Origin of the sequence: Sinanaerobacter chloroacetimidivorans, assembly GCF_018128545.1 — a bacterium.
In the GTDB taxonomy this organism is placed as follows: domain Bacteria; phylum Bacillota; class Clostridia; order Peptostreptococcales; family Anaerovoracaceae; genus Sinanaerobacter; species Sinanaerobacter chloroacetimidivorans.
The window spans coordinates 1-19,262 of record NZ_JAGSND010000011.1; the positions used below are offsets into that span (position 1 = coordinate 1).

General features: G+C 43.4%; 14 protein-coding genes. 4 read left to right on the forward strand and 10 right to left on the reverse strand.

Features of this window, described 5'->3' with window-relative positions; translation table 11 throughout:
* Nucleotides 1-392: 392 nt before the first annotated feature.
* The 10 genes from purH to KCX82_RS15000 all read right to left on the reverse strand — a co-directional run bounded on the left by purH (nucleotide 393) and on the right by KCX82_RS15000 (nucleotide 15,077).
* Nucleotides 393-1,928 carry a bifunctional phosphoribosylaminoimidazolecarboxamide formyltransferase/IMP cyclohydrolase gene (gene purH / locus KCX82_RS14955; RefSeq protein WP_227019299.1) on the reverse strand — a complete coding sequence of 512 codons (1,536 nt, stop codon included), beginning with the start codon at nucleotides 1,926-1,928 and terminating at the stop codon, nucleotides 393-395.
* A gap of 72 nt (nucleotides 1,929-2,000) precedes the next feature.
* Entirely contained in the window at nucleotides 2,001-2,609 is a 609-nt protein-coding gene (gene purN, locus KCX82_RS14960) for a phosphoribosylglycinamide formyltransferase (protein ID WP_227019300.1), read from the reverse strand.
* A complete protein-coding gene (purM, locus tag KCX82_RS14965) occupies nucleotides 2,602-3,633 on the reverse strand; it encodes a phosphoribosylformylglycinamidine cyclo-ligase (protein WP_227019301.1) in 1,032 nt (343 codons plus the stop codon). The genes purN and purM overlap by 8 nt, the downstream gene beginning before the upstream one ends.
* Nucleotide 3,634: 1 nt before the next feature.
* Nucleotides 3,635-5,095, reverse strand: coding sequence for an amidophosphoribosyltransferase (purF, locus tag KCX82_RS14970; RefSeq protein ID WP_227019302.1), 1,461 nt, complete (start codon nucleotides 5,093-5,095; stop codon nucleotides 3,635-3,637).
* Between the two features lie 10 nt (nucleotides 5,096-5,105).
* A complete protein-coding gene (purC, locus tag KCX82_RS14975; RefSeq protein ID WP_227019303.1) occupies nucleotides 5,106-5,810 on the reverse strand; it encodes a phosphoribosylaminoimidazolesuccinocarboxamide synthase in 705 nt (234 codons plus the stop codon).
* A gap of 428 nt (nucleotides 5,811-6,238) precedes the next feature.
* The gene (purE, locus tag KCX82_RS14980; protein ID WP_227019304.1) at nucleotides 6,239-6,718 is read right to left on the reverse strand and encodes a 5-(carboxyamino)imidazole ribonucleotide mutase; all 480 of its coding nucleotides are present in this window, start codon (nucleotides 6,716-6,718) and stop codon (nucleotides 6,239-6,241) included.
* A 96-nt stretch (nucleotides 6,719-6,814) separates the two neighbouring features.
* Complete coding sequence (locus KCX82_RS14985; protein ID WP_227019305.1) at nucleotides 6,815-10,627, reverse strand: phosphoribosylformylglycinamidine synthase; 3,813 nt, start codon at nucleotides 10,625-10,627, stop codon at nucleotides 6,815-6,817.
* Nucleotides 10,628-10,858: 231 nt separating this feature from the next.
* On the reverse strand, nucleotides 10,859-11,749 hold the full coding sequence (locus KCX82_RS14990; protein ID WP_227019306.1) for a lytic transglycosylase domain-containing protein: 891 nt from the start codon (nucleotides 11,747-11,749) through the stop codon (nucleotides 10,859-10,861).
* A 576-nt stretch (nucleotides 11,750-12,325) separates the two neighbouring features.
* Nucleotides 12,326-13,687, reverse strand: coding sequence for a putrescine aminotransferase (locus tag KCX82_RS14995; RefSeq protein WP_227019307.1), 1,362 nt, complete (start codon nucleotides 13,685-13,687; stop codon nucleotides 12,326-12,328).
* 238 nt (nucleotides 13,688-13,925) lie between these two features.
* On the reverse strand, nucleotides 13,926-15,077 hold the full coding sequence (locus KCX82_RS15000) for a radical SAM protein (protein WP_227019308.1): 1,152 nt from the start codon (nucleotides 15,075-15,077) through the stop codon (nucleotides 13,926-13,928).
* Nucleotides 15,078-15,326: 249 nt separating this feature from the next.
* Between KCX82_RS15000 and KCX82_RS15005 the strand changes: the two genes are divergently transcribed.
* The 4 genes from KCX82_RS15005 to feoB all read left to right on the forward strand — a co-directional run bounded on the left by KCX82_RS15005 (nucleotide 15,327) and on the right by feoB (nucleotide 18,958).
* Nucleotides 15,327-16,112 carry a threonine/serine exporter family protein gene (locus KCX82_RS15005; RefSeq protein WP_227019309.1) on the forward strand — a complete coding sequence of 262 codons (786 nt, stop codon included), beginning with the start codon at nucleotides 15,327-15,329 and terminating at the stop codon, nucleotides 16,110-16,112.
* Complete coding sequence (locus KCX82_RS15010) at nucleotides 16,109-16,573, forward strand: threonine/serine exporter family protein (protein ID WP_227019310.1); 465 nt, start codon at nucleotides 16,109-16,111, stop codon at nucleotides 16,571-16,573. The genes KCX82_RS15005 and KCX82_RS15010 overlap by 4 nt, the downstream gene beginning before the upstream one ends.
* A 145-nt stretch (nucleotides 16,574-16,718) precedes the next feature.
* Nucleotides 16,719-16,949, forward strand: a complete 231-nt coding sequence (locus KCX82_RS15015) for a FeoA family protein (protein ID WP_227019311.1) — start codon at nucleotides 16,719-16,721, stop codon at nucleotides 16,947-16,949.
* Nucleotides 16,946-18,958: a ferrous iron transport protein B gene (feoB, locus tag KCX82_RS15020; RefSeq protein WP_319633358.1), complete on the forward strand. Its 2,013-nt coding sequence runs from the start codon at nucleotides 16,946-16,948 to the stop codon at nucleotides 18,956-18,958. Before KCX82_RS15015 ends, feoB begins: the two co-directional genes overlap by 4 nt.
* The last annotated feature ends 304 nt before the right edge of the window (nucleotides 18,959-19,262 follow it).

The window sequence follows — 19,262 nt, forward strand, 5'->3', positions numbered from 1 at the left end:
GTCAGGCCACCCGTTAGTTAAATAAGATTATGTATTAGTACACTATGAAACTGTCAGCTTTAGTTTTTGCGAGCTTTTTTACCAAGCCGCAATGGCTGAACTTTGGATTTAAGAAAATATCCGAACAGGTTTCGTCAATGATATAGGATGAAGATAATGTTATTTTTAATGATGGCATTCAAGTTTTGCTATAACCCAAAAACACCGATTAGGGATACCGTTTGTTTTTGGGGTTAAAAATAACGAATCGAGACCATATCATTAGAAACCTGTGAGTATTTTCGTGATACAAAGTCAGACCTTTGGCTTGTCAAAACTCAACTACTTCGATCTGGCAGTTGAATGATTCGGTTTAAATACTAATAAATGAAATTTGACTAACTAACAAATAATTAGTGTTTAAAATGTCTCACCCCGGTAAACACCATGGCAATCCCCAACTCATTTGCTTTCTTGATGGATTCTTCATCATGAATAGATCCTCCCGGTTGAATGATTGCAGAAATACCTGCTTTTGCTGCTGCGGTAACACAGTCGTCAAAGGGGAAGAAGGCATCCGACGCCAGTACTGCCCCCTCCGTAGAGTCCGTAGCCTGACGTATGGAATTTTCAACAGCCCAGATTCTGCTCACCTGTCCAGGTCCTATACCGATGGTCTTTCCGTCTTTTGCAAGGACGATCCCATTGGATTTGATGTGTTTCACCACCTTCATGGCAAAGGTGAGATCCTCCATCTCGCGCTCGGTAGGAATGCGGTCGGTAACGATTTTCAGCTCATCTTTCTCATAGAGGCCGGAATCACTTTCCTGAACCAAAAGCCCTCCGCTGACCTTTTTGATGTCCAGTTCATCGGCAGGAGCTTTTTCAAGAATACCGTCCAGCTTAAGCAGTCTGATATTCTTTTTCTCCGTAAGAATTTTAATGGCTTCCTCAGTAAAATCAGGAGCAATGACGATTTCGATAAAGATTTTATTAATTTCAGCTGCAGTCATCTCGTCAATAGGCCTGTTGGCGGCTACGATTCCGCCGTAGATGGAAACCGGATCTGCTTTATATGCCTTGCAATAAGCATCATAGATATCATAGCCGGTACCTACTCCGCAGGGATTGGCATGCTTGACTGCAACCACCGTAGGTTCCTGGAACTCCTTCAGCGCAGCAAGTGCACCGTTGGTATCATTGATATTGTTAAATGAGAGTTCTTTTCCGTGAAGCTGCGCCGCATGCACCAAAGATCCGGGATACGGTTTCACTTCTTTATAGTAATAGGCTTTCTGATGCGGATTTTCACCATATCGTAATTCCTGTACCCTTTCAAAAGTTAAGGTGAGATTTTCAGGAAGCTCATCATTGATTTCCTTTCTCAGATAATCGGAAATCATAGCATCATAAGCAGCGGTGTGCTGGAAGACTTTTAAGGCCAGCTTATATTTTGTGGCATAGGATACACTGCCGGATTCTTTCAATTCGGCAATCACCTTTCCGTAATCTTTAGGATCACAGATGACCACAACATCCTTATGATTTTTGGCTGCAGAGCGAAGCATGGTAGGTCCGCCGATGTCGATATTTTCAATGGCTTCCTCTAAAGTAACTCCGGGTTTTAGGATGGTTTCTTTAAAGGGATAAAGGTTGATGGCAACAATATCTATCGTGTCAATATTCAGATCGGATAACTGCTGCATATGCTCCGCTTTGTCCCTCATGGCAAGGATTCCCCCATGGACTGCAGGATGCAGGGTTTTTACTCTTCCGTCCAGGCACTCAGGAAAGCCTGTAACATCTGAAATACCAACCACATCCACACCATTATCTCTCAATCTTGTGGCGGTTCCTCCTGTGGAAATAATGGTAATTCCAAGGCCGCTCAGCTCCTGAGCAAACTCTAAAATACCTGTTTTATCTGACACACTAATCAACGCTCTCATGTTCTTCCCTCCATTATTTGCTATATAGGCTAACCCATTTCCCGCAGAAATTCAAGCTAGTCGTTTAATCAGTTATTTAAGTTTACCATCACACAACATCTTGATTGCCTCTGGTAAAATTCGATGTTCGATTTGCAAGACCCTGTTCGCCAAGGTTTCCGGAGTATCTCCGGGTTTTACCGGAACCTGCTCCTGCAATATAATCTTTCCGGTATCCACGCCCTCGTCTACAAAATGAACAGTAGCACCGGAAGCCAGCTCGTTTCCGGCGAGCACAGCTGCATGAACTTTTCTCCCATAAAAGCCCTTCCCGCAGTATTTGGGAATGAGTGAAGGATGAATATTGACGATCTTGTCCCGGTAACGATCAATGAGCTCCGGTTCCAGAATGCTCATATATCCGGCCAGAATGATCAAATCTGTACCCGCTGCCTCTAATTCCTTCATGATCGCAGCACACCTTTCCTTCGGATCCGGCAGCATTTCCTTACTGATGCAAACGCCCTTGATGTTATGATTTTCAGCCCTTTTTAATGCAAAGGCGTCACAGTTGCTGGATATGACTCTGACAATTTTCGCTTTATCCAAATATCCGCTCTCGATATGATCGATCACCGACTGGAGATTGGTGCCGCCGCCGGAAACCAGAACGGAGATTTTCAATTTCTCATGACTACGCAATGGCCACACCTTCTCCTTTTACGATCTCACCGATAATCTCAGCTTTTTCGCCAGCCTTAATCAGTTCGGCCTTAACCGCTTCGGCAGAATCAGCCGGTACCATCATCATCATACCGATTCCCATATTAAAGGTTGAAAACATTTCTTCCTGCTCGATATTTCCGGAATCTTGAATATAGTCAAAGATAGCAGGAATCTTCCAGCTTCCGTACCGGATGTTTACGCCAAGACCCTTGGGTATGATCCGCGGAATATTCTCATAAAATCCTCCGCCTGTGATGTGAACGATTCCGTTTATCTGGAAATGTGACAGTGCGGCAGTACAGGCTTTTGTATAGATTTTCGTAGGAGTGATTAACGCTTCGCCCAAAGTCATCCCTAATTCCTTAATTTCATTATCCACAGAAAGGCCAAGCTTGTCAAAAAACAGCTTTCTGACAAGGGAATATCCGTTGCTGTGAATCCCGCTGGACCCAATTCCGATGACTTTGTCTCCTTCTTTGATCTTGCTGCCGTCAATCATCCTGCTCTTATCAACGACGCCTACGGCGAAACCGGCCATATCGTATTCGCCGTCGGAATAGAAGTCCGGCATTTCAGCCGTTTCACCGCCTACAAGAGCACAACCGGCTTCCACACAGCCATCTGCAATGCCTTTTACAATGTCCGAGACCTTTTCCGCCTTTACTTTTCCTGTTGCGATATAATCCAGAAAGAATAAAGGCTTTGCGCCCTGACATAAAATATCGTTTACACACATAGCCACGCAATCCTGGCCAACCGTATCATGCTTATCCATTAAAAAAGCAATCTTCAGCTTGGTTCCCACACCATCCGTGCCGGATACCAGTACCGGTTCCTTCATTTCCTTTATGTCTAATTGAAAGAGACTTCCGAATCCGCCAAGACCTGTCAATACATTTTCATTAAAGGTCTTTTTTACATGGGTTTTCATCAGACGAACAGCCTTTTCCCCTTCCTTGGTATCTACCCCGGCATCCTTATAGGTAAGTTTCTCATTCATCTTAATAATCCTCTCTCTCCTCAGTCATACATTTATCCTTTGCTATTTCATCGGGAAGCGGCATAGGATAATTTCCGTTGAAGCAGGCTACGCAGATTTTCTCTTTTCCGATACCGATGGCTTCCAAAAGTCCTTCAATGCTTAGATATCCCAGACTGTCTGCCCCGATCATTTGCCTGATTTCCTCCACAGTATGTCTGGAGGCTACCAATTTATCCGAATTAGGTGTATCAATGCCAAAATGGCAGGAATGGGTAACCGGAGGAGAACTTACTCTTACATGAACCTCCTTAGCTCCTGCATCTTTTAACATGGTAACGATCTTTCCGCTGGTAGTGCCCCTTACGATAGAGTCATCTACCATGATAATCCGTTTCCCTTTTACACTGTCCTTCAGTACATTCAGCTTTAATCTTACACTGAGTTCCCTCATCCTTTGATCCGGCTGAATAAAGGTTCTGCCTACATATCTGTTTTTTATCAGCCCTTCCCCAAAAGGAATCCCGGATGCTTCCGCATACCCAATGGCTGCCACCGTGCCTGAATCCGGTACGGCAATCACCATGTCCGCTTCAACCGGATGTTCCTTGGCAAGAATTCTGCCTGCCTGGCTTCTGGCCATATATACGCTTTTTCCATCCATATCACTGTCGGGTCTTGCCAGATACACATATTCAAAAGCACAGATTGCCTTTTTCTGACCTTTCTGAAAGCGTATGGACTTCAGCTCTCCGTCCTCAATAATGATCATTTCTCCCGGCTCTACATCCCGGAGGAAGGTGGCTCCCAGCAGCGGAAAAATACAGCTTTCGGATGACAGAATGTATCCTTCCCGAGTCTTGCCGATGCACAAGGGCCTGATGCCGTTTGGATCCCTTACTCCGATCAATTTGTCTCCGCTTGTAATGACAAGAGCGTATGCGCCTTTTACCTGTTCCAGTGTTTTTACAATGGAATCTTCAATACTGTTGTCTCTGATGTATCTTGCAATGAGAGCTGCAATGATTTCGGAATCAATGGAGGTCTGAAAAATAACTCCCCGATCCTGCATCTCTTCCCTTAAAAGCATAGCATTTACCAGATTCCCATTATGAGCAAGGGCTAAGCTGCCGCCTTTATGATAGACAACCAGGGGCATGGCATTTACCGCATGACTCTCTCCGCAGGTGGAATATCTTACATGTCCAATGGAAATATCTCCTTGCAGCCTTTCAATGATCTCGTCATTGAATACCTCCTGAACCAGACCCATCTCTTTATAATACTGAATCTTACCGCCCTTATTGGAAGCGATTCCTGCGCTTTCCTGGCCTCTGTGCTGCAGGGAATGAAGTCCGTAATACACCGACCGGGCAATGTCGGGTTTGCCGGGAGCGTATACACCTACGACACCGCACTCGTCAAATACTTTATCCTCTTCCAATTCCCGTAATTCTTTATTGAAATCATATTGCCTTTGCATTTGTCTTCTCCTATTTCTTGATTCTAGCCAATACCTCTTGGTAGGTTTCTTCTACATGTCCAAGATCCCTTCTGAATCTGTCTTTGTCCATCTTTTCATTGGTGTTTACATCCCAAAGTCTGCAGGTATCCGGTGAAATTTCATCTGCAAGGAGGATTTCTCCGTCACAGAGTCCAAACTCGATTTTAAAGTCAATCAATTTTAAACCTTTATCCAGGAAGAATTCTTTTAACGCTTCGTTGACTTTATATGCATATTTTTTTACAATGGCCAGCTGTTCTTCCGTAGCCAGTTCCAATGCCAGAATATGATCGTCGTTGATCAGGGGATCCCCCAGGTCGTCATTTTTATAGGAAAATTCCAGGACCGTACGGGCAAGAGGCCGACCCTCTTCAACTCCATATCTTTTAGAGAAGGATCCTGCTGCCACGTTTCGGATGATTACTTCAAGAGGCAGGATCTTTACGGCCTTTACGAGGGTTTCCCGATCGCTTAAAAGCTTTACAAGATGCGTTGGTATCCCCTTGGATTCCAGCATTTCAAAGATAATAGCCGACATGGTGTTGTTGACAACTCCTTTGTCCGCAATGGACCCCTTTTTTACTCCGTTAAATGCAGTGGCATCATCCTTGTAGTCCACGATATATAACTTCGGGTCATCCGTTCGATAGACCTTCTTTGCTTTTCCTTCATACAACATTTCCAATTTTTCCATTTTTTTATCCTCCCCTAAAAATATTTATTAGTTTCTGAAACTTACTTATTCTATTGGTCTGATAGCAGATGGTCTATCCCAGTACGGTTATGATTTTGAAGGTCTTTATCCTTCGTTTCGCAATTTTTAGAACATCAAACAACCGGTAATATAATCGGTGTTTGACGTTACCTAAAAATTCAGCTCATCCTCGGATAAGACCAAAGCAAAATCATTCCAACGTATTGTTCCAGCCCATCTGCTATTCAGACCAATTATACGACATAATAACGAATCGAGACCATATTATTAGAAACCTGTGAGTATTTTCGTGATACAAAGTCAGACATTTGGCTTGTCAAAACTCAATTACTTCGATCTAGTTCGATCTGGCAGTTGAATGATTCGGTTTAAATACTAATAAATGAAATTTGACTAACTAATAAATGCTAATTTTGAAACTCCCGATCCATCCTCACAATATCCTCTTCCATCTTCTTTTTATAATCCTTCATCTTCTGTCTCAGCTCCGGATATTTCAGAGATAAAATCTGTATTGCCAGCAAAGCAGCATTTTCGGCCCCGTCTATGGCAACGGTGGCCACCGGAATCCCCTTTGGCATCTGGACCATGGACAGCAGTGAATCCAGTCCGTCCAAAGTCGATGATTTGATGGGAAGGCCGATGACCGGAAGCGGCGTATATGCGGCGATGACACCTCCCAGGTGTGCGGCCTTTCCTGCTGCTGCGATAATCACTTCGATTCCGGTTTCTTCTGCCTTGGAAGCGAAATCCTCTGCAACTCTCGGTGTCCTGTGGGCCGATATGATTCTTGTCTCAAAGCTGACACCGAATTCCTTGATAATGGCTTCTGCCTTTTCGATCACCGGATAATCTGATTTACTGCCCATTACAATTGCAATTTTCATATAAAAACCTCCCTGCTTACCTTAGCAATACGTCAATTCTCACGTTCTAACTCTTTATTGGATACAATTAAGATCCATTTACATAGTAATCTATATTTATTTAAAATAAGAAACTCCTGCTTCAAAGATCTTCTGGTCAAAGCTGCCCGGTACATTCTTGTACAAATTCTCTCCGATTCTCTCAGAATGGCCCATTTTGCCTAATATTCTACCATCGGGAGAAGTAATCCCTTCAACGGCAAGGGTGGAATCATTCGGATTATAGGCAATGTCAAGAGTCGGCTCACCGTCAAGATCCACATACTGTGTTGCAATCTGACCGTTTTTTATCATCATGTCCAGGACGTCATCCTTCGCAATAAATCTTCCTTCTCCGTGAGACACAGGTATTGTGTGAATATCTCCTACTTCCACATTCGCCATCCACGGTGATTTTACCGATGCTATCCTGGTTCTTACCAGACAGGATGCATGCCTGCCGATTTGGTTGTAGGTCAGCGTAGGATGGTTTTCACTGGTGTCTGTTATCCTTCCGTATGGAACGAGGCCCAGTTTGATCAATGCCTGGAAACCATTGCAGATACCAAGCATCAAACCGTCTCTGTTTTCCAGCAAGTCTGTTACAGCTTCCTTGATTTGCGGGTTTCGGAATACTGCAGTAATAAATTTTGCGGAACCATCCGGTTCATCACCGCCGCTAAAGCCTCCCGGAATCATAATGATCTGGCTCTTTCGAATTCGTGCTGCCATTTCTTCAATCGATTCAGTCAGGCTTTTCGGAGTAAGATTGTGTAATATTTGAACATCGGTAACGGCTCCGGCCTTTTCAAAGGCCCTCCTGGAATCCATTTCACAGTTCGTTCCCGGGAATACCGGAATGTATACAGTCGGCCTCACTATTTTGACCGCAGGTTTATGACTAGCTCTGATGCTGTAAGAAACAGAAGCGATTTTCTTTTCAGAATCTCCCGTTCTGCTCAACGTTGGGAAAACTGCTTCCAATGGGGCGGTCCAGCTATCTAAAATATCTCTTAATGAAATTTTTATTTGCTCAGCCTGTTCTTCATCCTTTTCTTCCAGGAATCGAATCACAAATTCCTGTTTTTCCTTAGTGGTGCCCAATACGGAATAATCCACACCGGCAAAAAGTTTTTCCGGTTTGTCTCTCTTATCAATTTCCAGAATCAATGAACCGTAATTTTCTTGAAACAGCTTTTCTTTTTGAATACGATCCACAGAAACTCCGATTTGATTTCCAACGGCCATTTTTACGAGAGAAAGAAATACGCCGCCTTTTCCGATAGTATTAGCCGAAAGGATCTTGCCTTCTACCGCCAAACTTCTCACCTTTTCCATATTTCTGCGGTATTGCTTAAAATCTAAAATACCATTTTCATCACGTTCTGTTTCGAGGTAGATGAGTGTGCTGTTAGTTTTCTTCAGGTCAGTGGATATAACGTGCTCCGCCTCTGTCACCCCTACCGCAAATGAAACCAACGTAGGCGGTACCTCCAGATCCATAAAGGTACCCGACATACTGTCTTTCCCTCCAATGGCTGGGATGCCCAGCTCCTTTTGGGCTTTTAAGGCTCCCAGTAAAGCAGAAACAGGTTTGGCCCATTTTTCAGCATTCTGCCCCAATCGTTCGAAATATTCCTGGAAGGTCAATCTCACCTTGGAAGCATCTCCGCCCATCGCTGCGATTTTCGTGACAGAATCCACCACAGCATATAAAGCGCCGTGATACGGGCTGGCGGTAGAAAGATCCGGATCAAAGCCAAAAGTCATCAGGGTAGCAGTATTTGTATTTCCATCTGTTACCGGAAGCTTGGCAGCCATACCCGCAGCAGGCGACAGCTGATATTTTCCGCCTAAAGGCATCAGTACGGTAGCGGCTCCAATGGTGCTGTCGAACATTTCAACGAGACCTTTTTGGCTGCAGCAATTTAAACTTTTCACAAACTCCAAAGCTTGATCCGCCATTGATCCTGCGGATTTGTCCATGCCTGAATGGTCTTTCATATCAATTGATTTTGTTTCCGATTTCATTCTTTCTCTAACGGACACCTGAGTTACCTGCTTGACTCCATTGGTGTCCAGAAACGCCCTGCTCAAATTCAGGATGCAGTTTCCTTGCCAGAACATGCGAAATCTTCCCGTATTGGTCACCCTTGCCACAGCAACAGCTTCCAGGTTCTCTTCTTCCGCATAGGAAATAAATGTTTTGTAATCCTCCTCAGAAACCACCACAGCCATTCTTTCCTGTGATTCTGAGATCGCCAGTTCCGTTCCATCCAAACCATCGTACTTCTTTAAAACCAAATCAAGGTTGACATCGAGACTCTCTGCAAGCTCGCCAATGGCAACAGAAACGCCGCCGGCACCGAAATCATTGCATTTTTTGATTAAATTCGCGGCTTCTTCCCTACGGAATAATCTTTGAATATTCCGTTCTACCGGAGGATTTCCTTTTTGAACTTCCGCACCACAGGTAAGAATCGAATCCTCCGTATGCTCTTTGGACGAACCGGTGGCTCCTCCGCATCCGTCTCTTCCGGTTCTGCCTCCTACCAGGATAATATAATCTCCTTCTGCGGGTTTCTTACGAATCACATGTTTTGCAGGTGCTGCTCCGATCACGGCTCCCACTTCCATGCGCTTTGCCACATATCCTTCGTGATAAATCTCTGCCACCTGGCCGGTAGCAAGACCGATTTGATTTCCGTAGGAACTGTATCCCTTTGCAGCGCCTCTGGTAATCTTTCGCTGAGGGAGCTTACCGGGCAAGGTCTCTTCCACACTCTTTCTGGGATCACCGCTTCCGGTCACTCTCATCGCCTGATATACATACACCCTTCCGGAAAGAGGATCCCTGATGGCACCGCCAAGACATGTTGCTGCGCCGCCAAAAGGTTCAATTTCAGTGGGGTGATTATGAGTTTCATTTTTAAACATGACAAGCCATTCTTCTTCCTGTCCGTCAATAAGAGCTTTGACTTTGATACTGCAGGCATTGATTTCATCCGACTCGTCCAGATCTTTTACCAGACCTTTTTTCTTCAGATATTTGGCCCCTATAACAGCCATATCCATAAGACAGACGTCTCTCTCCTGATTGCCGTAGACCTCCTGGCGCATTTGCAGATACTCTTCATAGGCCGTCTGTATCAAATGGGAATAAGGGCCTTCCTCAAAGGAAATAAAATCTATCTTTGTTAAAAAGGTGGTATGTCTGCAGTGGTCGGACCAGTAAGTGTCAATTACTTTTAATTCTGTAACCGTGGCATCTCTTTTTTCTTCCTTTGAAAAATACTCTCTTACAAATTTCAAGTCCTCCAGGCTCATGGCAAAGCCTTGTTTTTCTCTATAGTCAGCCAGCTCTTCTTCTGACATGGATAAGAAATTGCAAACGGTTTTTACATTCTCCGGCTCCAACTGATCCGTTGCCAGCTTAGCAGGCTTATTAAGGTCAGCTTCTCTGGAGTCTACAGGATTAATACAGTAATTTTTAATTGCTGCCAGTTCCGATTCCGATACTCCGCCTTCCAGTATATACAATCGCGCAAAACGTACAGTGGGAGTTGCCTCCGCATTCATAAGCCGAATACATTGCTCTGCGGAATCCGCCCTTTGATCATATTGTCCGGGAAGATATTCTACAGCAAAAAACTGAGAGCCCGTAACAACAGGCACTATTTCATCATAGGCGCTATCGATGGCAGGCTCCGCAAAAACTGTATATTTAGCCGATTGATAAGTATCATCATCGATACCTTCCACATCATAACGGTTTAACACTCTCACAAGATTCAATTGCTGAAGATGCAGGTTTTCTCTCAAGTCCTCACATAATCCCTGGGCCTCAGTATCAAAGCCCCTTCGCTTTTCCACATAGATACGGCGTACCATTAGTCTCCTCCTTCTTTACGAACATTGTGCTTTAATATTTATGTTAATATTCGTATTTTTATTAAAATAACGCTTTATATTTTTATAATAACAGCTTTTTATGTATATTTCAAACATAAAATACGAATATTTAAGTTTTTTCTTTTGTACAGGAATAAGAAAAAAGCCGAGGAAATGCCTCGGCTTTTTCTTAATTTCTATATTTATATGCTTTATTTGTCATGTTTTTTATTATTCGTTACCTAACCCGTAACCGTTCGTGGTCAGATAAGTGTTGATGCTATCTACAGCACCAATGATTCTTGATGCGTATCTAGTGGAATAGCTGCCTCTGTTAACGGCTACAGAACCCTGATTGTAGGCTGAAAATCCTTTTACCAGGTCCCCTCCGTAGGCATCGATCCTCTCACTTAAATACATCGCCCCGAAATTGATACTTATCTCAGCATCCAACAGCTGATCGGTACTCAATCCATATCTGGCACCGGTAGAAGGCATTACCTGCATCATACCAAGTGAACCACTGCTGCCTCTGGCAGTTGGATTGAAGGTACTTTCCTTGTGCGCTACAGCCATGAGTATCTTCTCATCAATATTGTAAGTTTTCGCAGCTTCTTCGAAGATTTGCACCAGTTCCTGTGCTTTTCCCGTAGAATAGCTGCCGTTATACTTCATGATATAGCTTGCAAGACCTTTATTATATTTTGACTCCGATTCCTTCCAATAAGATTTGGCCGGAACCCCATCTTTTGTGCTAACATAAATGCCTGTATAAGAATCGAAATAAGCATCCCAGCCCAGTCCGCCGTCTCCGGTCATGACTCTAATCGGCAGGTAGATCACTTTATCCTTTATCAGCACCGGCAGATCTTCCATATTGATCTCCCTGACTGATAATTCAGGCACCTCAATAACTTCGTCGTCGCTTACGGTCCCTTCTGTAACTTGGCTGGCGGTTACACCCCCATCAGAGGTTTGTGCATCCTTTTCTTCACCCAATTTTTTTGATTCCAGCTCATAGACCAATATGGTCGCATCATTTAATACCTGGGTGAGAACATCCTCCTTGTTATTTTTCTTCCACTTATCGCTGATATTTGTCAGCGTGGGCTCTGTTTTCAAAAGTTTTAGTGTGCGGCTTTCAAAATCCATCTCGGCTTTAAATCCAAATATTTCCCCTATTTCGGGTGTTAGCGGAAAATAAGTGGTATTTTTGTAAATGAAAAATGGAAACTGTAAATGGTTATTATCAATTTCCTCTCCGTTAATTACAACATCTTTAATAAAAAAATCTCCTCGTACGTTTTCTTCAGCATATATAGAAATTGATGAGAAAAGTAAGATTGTCAACGAAAGCCACACAGATATAAGCTTTTTCGTCATATCTTTTTTCCCTCTCTTTCTTTTGTCTTTTTTTAAGAAGACATATTGATTATACCACATTTGCCCAAAAAGTATACCTTTTTTTCCGCATTTGCCCTTACCCCTTTATCAAAACGTTGGAATTCGTGGGTTTTTCAGAAGTGCCGTTCAGCCTGCAAGAAAGCAAAAACGGAAGATTTTTCACTTCCGCTTTGCCTTTTTGTTTTCTGTCATTAGATATTAATTTAATTTTTTGTGATGATTTTATAAGAGTTTTACTTTTTATTACTTGTTTATTGAATGATTTTGATTCTATTCTGTTATGAACTTATATTACTACAGTTTAAATTGTTTTTTTGCATCAGCAATGGATTCATCCAGCTTAGCAATAACAGTATCGATCTTTTCATAGGACAACACTGCAGGTGGTTCTATTCTTACTGTCTTTGCATTTACAAGAGTACCGGCAGTCATAACATGTCTGTCGAAAAGTCCTTTTGTTACTGCATAACCAACTTCTGCTTCTGGGAATTCCATACAGATCAGCAGTCCGGCTCCTCTGACTTCCTTCAAAACGGTAGGATATTTTTCTTTCAAAGCAGCTAATTTTTCCATGAAGTAGTCGCCTTTTTCTTTTGCCATCTTAGGAATATCGTTTTCAAGCATGTATTTGATTGTTGAAATAGCAGCAGCGCAAGCAAGAGGATTTCCTCCGAAGGTTGGAGATCCAAGAATCCAAGGATTATCAATGAGCTTATCAACCCACATATTTGGTCTTGCAATGATACCTGTGATCGGCATAATTCCGCCGCCGAATGCTTTTCCGTATGTCATAATGTCAGGAGTTACATTTTCCACTTCACATCTAAACATGGTTCCGCATCTTCCCATACCAGTCTGAATTTCATCTACAATCATAGCCACGCCATATTTATCGCAGATTTCTCTGACTGCCTTCAGATATCCCATTGGAGGGATCTGAACGCCTGCTTCACCCTGAATCGGTTCTATAATAACCCCGGCAACCTTTTCACCTACGGTCTGCAGGTTTTTAATGGCAACTTCCATAGCATCAGCATCGCCGTATTTCACATGCTGAACCTGCTGGATCATTGGAGTGTAGTCTTCTCTATAAGCACCTTTTCCGCCCATTGAGATGGCACCCATGGATTTTCCATGGAATGCTCCAACTGTTGAGATGTACCATCTTCCGCCTGTTGCCAGTCTAGCAAGTTTAAGTGCCATTTCAACAGCTTCAGCACCACCGTTGGTAAAGAAACAATACTGAAGATCTCCAGGAGTAATCATAGCAACTAATTTTGCAAGATAACCTCTAAGCGGGTCAACCAATTCCTGGCTATGTAATGCATATCTGTCAAGCTGAGCCTTTACTGTCTTTAAAATTTCAGGATTTCTATGTCCGCAGGTATAGATACCGAAACCGCCGAGACAGTCAATAAATTCTGTTCCGTAAAGGTCTTCAAAGTGGTCAACGGAATCTGTCCACTCTACAAAAGCGGCGTCAGTCGATACTGATTTTCTGTATTCCAGCCAACCAGGATTTACATTCTCATTAAAGTTTGCGATTGAATCTTTCACAATCGTATCTTTTTCTTCTTTTGTTAGTTCGGCACCTTCAATGTAGCCGACGATTCTTTTTGCTTCTTGTAGAGCTAATTCTTTGTTACATACAGTCATGATATGACCTCCTCATTGTTTTTTGTTCTAACTCTTTTTGAGCAGCTAACTAACTTGCCTATATACATTTCAAAATTCATGCCAACACAAAAATTTTTTATAACTAAATTTAAAATTTTCTGAATTTGTGTGCAATTTCAACAAAAAATGAGATTCATTTTTCTGCCGTTCCTTGTTATTGTCAGAAAATTAATCTCATTTTTCAAATTTTTTGTTCTGTTTTTTCTTACAATTGAGACTATATATAACTCATCATCATCTCATTTATCTTCTCATCCCATTCGCTGTCATCGGTAATACGGCTGCAAACCTGCTCCATCTGCAGAAGTCTGTTTTTGGGAATTTTGCTCATATCCTCCAGGCTTGATACCATTCCCGATCGTCTGGCCAGCTGGAACAACCGTTGTTCATCCGGGGGCAATGCAAAATATCGATCTATCATCGAAAGCATTTTCTCCCTGTCCTGGTCCAGCCGACCGAATACCTCCTGCATCAGATTAATGATATGATCACTTACCAGGATTCCGGTGCATCCTTGAGAATATTCGATCAATTTCCTGATTTCCAAAAGCTTGTCATTGTCGCTGCAAAGTTTGTAAGCTCCCTTTTGATACTCACGCCACAGCTCCGTGCCCTCTTTTATGACAGCCGTTCGTATTCTTACAAAGTCGGGATTGATTTCTCTGACCACGCGAGCAGTTTCAAGGGCATTTTCCTCCGAAAGATCCTTTCCGCCTACACCTGCCATAAAGTAAACGGACAATTCGATCCCCGCTGCCTTTATATTTTTCCCCGCTGTAATTTCCTGTTCTGCGGTTACACCCTTGCTGATAAGTTCCAAAACCTTATCGGAGCCGGACTCAAATCCGGAATGTATTCTGTCAAGTCCTGCGGCCTTCAATTCTTTATATTCTTCTACACTGATCTTTGAGAGGGTTTCCGCTCTTCCATAAGTCGTTACTCTTTTAATAAGAGGAAATCTTTTCCGCAAATAGGTTAGCACCTCTACAACTCGCTGGGATCTTAGAGCCAGGCTGTTTCCATCCTGTAAAAAGACATTTTCTCCGCCGTTAATCAACCATTGATAGATCATATAAAAGCAATTCTGCTCCGCATAAGTCATGGATTCCATTTCCTCTGCAAATGCCTTGTGATTCCAGGAGCCGTCGTCTCTTTGATATTTTCTTGCAATCTCAGCGTATTCCGCCATCATATCAATATCATTTTTGATGCTGTCAACACTAAATGCTTTAAAACTACTATGTTTATAGAGCTGGCAAAACTTGCAGCGATTCCATGTACAGCCCTCTGTTATCTGCAGCAGCAGACTGTTCGCCTCACTGGGAGGTCTGATTGGTCCAATTCTAAAAACCTTTTGTTTTTCTTCCATCTATCTCATCCTTTCTTTCATTCCGGGACGTCCTGCCTTTCAGACATCACTTTCAAAGATTGTGATTGAATATATTATACCCCAAGCTTCGATCCTAAACAATTCAGCTGTTTCCCCAGACCACATGCAAAATAATTCAGCTGTTTCCCCAGACCGCATACAAAATAATTCGGCTGTTTACCGGGTCTGTACAGGCAAGAGTGCAAATGTTATAATAGTCCCAACTAACAAAGGGAATGGGAACACAGAATGATTAATCAGGTACAAAAAAAAGTATTAATATTGGCTCTCCATGCCGGAGAGCTCATGATGAAAAGCGGTGCTGAGATTTACAGAGTCGAGGACACCATCACCAGAATTTGCAAGGCTTGCAAAATCCCCTATGTAGAGGTGTTTGCAACGCCTACAGGGATTTTTTTGTCTCTTGACGAAGGGTCACCTGACAGCGACATGCATACCTTCATCAAAAGAATCCGGGGGAGCAGCATAGATTTGGAAAAAATATCCCGAATCAACCACTTTTCAAGGGTATTTACTACTACTGACCTTACCATTGATGAAGGCCTCCAAATTTTAAAAGGGATTTCAGGCATCAAGCCCTATCCGTTTTTGTTTCGAATTTTCGGCGCTGCGCTGGTAGCATCTTTTTTCGCGCTGATTTTCGAAGGAAATGCCTTTGATTTTCTCAGTGCATTTCTCATCGGTGCCTTCAGCTATACCTTGTCAATCTTACTGGATAGAATAGAAATCAATCTCTTTATCAAGGGCTTTTCCTGCTGTGCAATCGCAACCTTCCTTGCACTTCTCCTTTACTCTGTAGGACTGGGCTCCAATTTAGGCGCTCTGATCATTGGCTCTATCATGATCTTTCTGCCTGGAGTAGCCATTACCAATGCGGTAAGGGATACGCTGGCTGGCGATATGCTTGCAGGCGTTTCAAAGGGCATGGAAGCTGTAATGGTGGCGGTATCATTGGCAGCAGGCGTCGGAGTGGCCCTTAAAATATGGGATTTCTTCGGAGGTACCTTTTTATGATATTGTCTTTTATTTTTGCTTTTTGTTCTACTATGGGGTTCTGCATCCTGTTTCATGTGCCAAAGAAGCATCTTGTCAGCGCATCCTTTGTAGGAGGCTGCGGATGGATTACGTATACTTTTCTCACCTCTGAAGGAGGCAGCAAGGTTCTTGCCTGCTTTGTGGGCTCCTGTATCGTTGCATTGCTCAGCGACATTTTCTCCAGGGGCTTCAAGGAGGCGGCTACCATATTTATTATACCCGGCATCCTTCCCCTTGTTCCCGGAGCAGGAATGTATTACACCATGCTGGCTATTCTTGAAGGCAATTTTACAGAAACAGCTTCTGTGGGAACCGAGACGATCCTGATGGCGGGAGCTATTTCCGTGGCGCTGCTTATGATAGCCTCTCTGGTAAAAATTTTCGCTTTGGCTGGAAATAAAATCCTCTCCCTGAAGCGGTCAATTTCAAGGAAAACCTGAAAGGAAAAGCCGAATTATTTTATGCGACGAATATTGACATCTTTCGTCAGAAACAATAAAATTATTATGAGATGGCTGCATCAGCAGCCATTTATTTTTAGGAAACATCTGCTAATTACCATGCAATACGAAAGAGGTTTATATAATGACTTTAGATCAATTAAGAACAGGCTGTTCCGGTATCATTCAATCAGTCGGCGGTACCGGTGCCTTGAGAAGGCGCCTGCTTGATATGGGACTGACTCCCAATACGAAAGTAATGGTTCGGAAGGTAGCTCCTCTTGGAGATCCTATCGAGTTATTTTTAAGAAGTTACGAATTAACCATCCGTCTTGAGGACGCTCAAAAAATCGAGGTATTGGAGGTGGCGGAGTGAATATTACCTTTGCACTGATCGGGAATCCAAACAGTGGTAAAACCACCCTTTTTAATCAGATGACAGGCAGTAACCAGAGAGTCGGAAATTTCCCCGGCGTAACGGTGGAAAAAAAGGAAGGTTCGGTTCGCGGCCATAAAGGCGTAACCGTCGTTGACCTCCCCGGAATCTACTCCTTATCTCCTTATACTGCGGAAGAAGTGGTTACCAGGGACTTTCTGATTCAGGAAAAGCCGGATGCCATTATTAATATAATAGATGCCACCAATATAGAACGAAATCTTTACCTGACCCTTCAGTTAATGGAGTTGGATATCCCCATGATCCTTGCTTTAAACATGATGGATGAAATACGGGGAAACGGCAGTTCCATAGACATACAAAAACTCCAGGCGGAACTTGGCATCCCCGTCGTTCCCATCTCCGCCGTTAAGAACGACGGGGTTGATGAATTGACCCACAGGGCTATTAAATGTGCAGAAGATAAAGCAAGACCGAAAAACCTTGATTTTTGTTCCGGTTATGTTCATGCTGCCATTCATTCCATTGCCCATCTTATTTCTGAGGAAGCAAAGGCTGCCGGTTTGCCTTTGCGTTTTGCTGCCACAAAGATTGTGGAAGGTGACGAACCGGTTATAAAGCAGCTGAAATTACTGGAGCCGGAGTTGGATATCATCGATCATATCGTTACAGATATGGAAGGACACCTTCATACGGATCGTGAGGCGGCCATGGCCGATATGCGCTATGCCTATATCGAAACCCTTTGCAGCCATGCCGTAGTTAGAGCGGGTCAGACAAAAGAGCATCTGCGATCCGTTCAAATCGACAATGTACTCACTCATAAATATCTGGCACTGCCGATTTTCCTCTGCGCCATGCTGTTAGTTTTCTGGCTTACCTTCGGGGTTTTCGGTTCTATTCTGAGCGATCTCCTGTCCCTCGGCATCGACAAGATCACCCAGATTACGGATGCCGGCCTAACGGCGGCCGATGTGAGCCCTGCCCTTCATTCTCTGATTATCAACGGCGTCTTTGCAGGAGTAGGCAGTGTGCTTTCTTTCCTGCCGATTATTGTAATTCTGTTTTTCTTCCTGTCTTTTCTGGAAGATAGCGGATATATGGCCAGAGTTGCCTTTGTTATGGATAAATTGCTTCGTAAGATCGGGCTTTCCGGCAGGTCCTTCGTGCCCATGTTGATTGGATTCGGCTGCTCCGTTCCTGCCATCATGGCAACGAGAACACTGCCAAGCGAAAGGGATAGGAAAATGACCATCATGCTGACGCCCTTTATGTCTTGCAGTGCAAAGCTGCCAATTTATGCCGTATTTACCGCCGCTTTTTTTGCCAAATATCAAGCTTTGGTGATGATCAGCCTTTACATTTTTGGAATGCTGGTCGCTGTAGCCGCAGGTCTTCTTTTAAAGAAGACCCTCTTTGAGGGGAGTCCGGTTCCCTTTGTTATGGAACTGCCCTCCTACCGCCTTCCCTCAGTTAAAAGTGTACTCATGAAAATGTGGGAACGGGCTGTGGACTTCCTGAAGCGTGCATTTACTTTGATCTTTATCGCTACCATTGTCATCTGGATGCTGCAGAGCTTTGATTATGGTTTCCATATGGTTGAAAATACCGGCGACAGTATGCTTGCCTCTCTGGGCAAAATCATCGCTCCGATTTTTTCGCCTCTCGGTTTCGCAGATTGGAGAGCTGCAACAGCGCTGGTAACGGGACTGACGGCCAAAGAGGCAGTGGTAAGCACCTTTGCCGTTCTACTGGGTGCCAGCGATCCAAGCTCTGTGGTTCCCCTATTATCACAGTTCTTTACCCCGTTATCGGCATATTCCTTTTTGGTCTTCTCCCTGCTTTATATGCCTTGCATAGCCGCCATGGCTGCTGTAAAACGTGAAATGGGAGGCTGGAGAAGCGCTTTACTGGTTATGGTATTCCAAACCTCAGTAGCATGGGTATTCGCCTTTCTTGTATATCAGATCGGCTCCCTGTTCCTCTAGGTTTTCAATTCCAGACGGATTAAAAATAAATTTAAAGTTTTTATCAGAAAATTCTTGCAATTTCGATTTTCTCTGCTATACTATAGATAAGGGTGATCATTGGGAATAGAAAATGGGAACCTGAACACCAGATATAGAAATGCTATATCAATGAGCCGAGAAAGAAGGTGGTTCCACCAGAAATGTTAAATGCAGAGTTTCAGTAACGCCAATCATCGGAAGTAGTGATGATTGGCGTTACTGTTTTTTGATAGTTTTCACCATTGCAGCTTTTCTTCGGACGATGTAAAATAATGGCAAGGTG

What these genes read in the sequence shown, in the direction of transcription:
- purH (WP_227019299.1), bottom strand. Translation starts at nt 1,928, where the DNA reads ATGAGAGCGTTGATTAGTGTGTCAGATAAAACAGGTATTTTAGAGTTT.
- purM (WP_227019301.1), bottom strand. Translation starts at nt 3,633, where the DNA reads ATGAATGAGAAACTTACCTATAAGGATGCCGGGGTAGATACCAAGGAA.
- purF (WP_227019302.1), bottom strand. Translation starts at nt 5,095, where the DNA reads ATGCAAAGGCAATATGATTTCAATAAAGAATTACGGGAATTGGAAGAG.
- purC (WP_227019303.1), bottom strand. Translation starts at nt 5,810, where the DNA reads ATGGAAAAATTGGAAATGTTGTATGAAGGAAAAGCAAAGAAGGTCTAT.
- purE (WP_227019304.1), bottom strand. Translation starts at nt 6,718, where the DNA reads ATGAAAATTGCAATTGTAATGGGCAGTAAATCAGATTATCCGGTGATC.
- KCX82_RS14985 (WP_227019305.1), bottom strand. Translation starts at nt 10,627, where the DNA reads ATGGTACGCCGTATCTATGTGGAAAAGCGAAGGGGCTTTGATACTGAG.
- KCX82_RS14995 (WP_227019307.1), bottom strand. Translation starts at nt 13,687, where the DNA reads ATGACTGTATGTAACAAAGAATTAGCTCTACAAGAAGCAAAAAGAATC.
- KCX82_RS15000 (WP_227019308.1), bottom strand. Translation starts at nt 15,077, where the DNA reads ATGGAAGAAAAACAAAAGGTTTTTAGAATTGGACCAATCAGACCTCCC.
- KCX82_RS15005 (WP_227019309.1), top strand. Translation starts at nt 15,327, where the DNA reads ATGATTAATCAGGTACAAAAAAAAGTATTAATATTGGCTCTCCATGCC.
- KCX82_RS15010 (WP_227019310.1), top strand. Translation starts at nt 16,109, where the DNA reads ATGATATTGTCTTTTATTTTTGCTTTTTGTTCTACTATGGGGTTCTGC.
- KCX82_RS15015 (WP_227019311.1), top strand. Translation starts at nt 16,719, where the DNA reads ATGACTTTAGATCAATTAAGAACAGGCTGTTCCGGTATCATTCAATCA.